Origin of the sequence: Bacteroides sp. NSJ-39, from assembly GCF_014287315.1 — a bacterium.
Lineage (GTDB): Bacteria > Bacteroidota > Bacteroidia > Bacteroidales > Bacteroidaceae > Bacteroides > Bacteroides finegoldii.
Map to the genome: position 1 here is coordinate 1 of NZ_JACOOB010000083.1, position 529 is coordinate 529.

Genomic DNA, 529 nt, shown 5'->3' on the forward strand with positions numbered 1-529 from the left:
AAGGAAGAAGAAAACGGACAAAGCCCTCTTCTACTTCACGATTAGGAAAGCCAAGACGATACATTCCGAATTCCTCGTCATAACCTTTAATGGTAAGATATCCGCTCTGGTAAATCACCGGAATTGGGTTGGTGGATTCAGAGTCGATGCTGTTCAGCACCTGTTCGTCCGTCTCCTCATGAGCCATCCGTTCCAAATCATAGTGATGCTTCTTCAACAAGTTAACCAGATAAGTGGGCGTGCCCGTTTCAAACCAGTAGCTGCCGAACTTCATCTTGTCAAACGTGTTCAACAGACTGAAAGGATTATAGATTCCGATGGTATTTTCCATAAAATGATAACCGTCATAACATTCTTTCAATTCTGCGCACACTTGCTCATAGCTCATCTTCTGCTTTTCTGCTAACTGATGCAATTCCGCTTCCAGGTTGTCATGGATTTCTTTCTCCGTTATGCCGCAAATATCTACAAAACGTTCATCCATTGAAATATCCTTCAAGTTATTCAAGTCACTGAATACGCTCACCTT

At 42.3% G+C, this 529-nt stretch carries 1 protein-coding gene; it reads right to left on the reverse strand.

The window, feature by feature from the left end:
• The coding region (locus H8S63_RS19820; RefSeq protein WP_186927722.1) for an AAA family ATPase at positions 1-529 on the reverse strand (529 nt) is incomplete at both ends.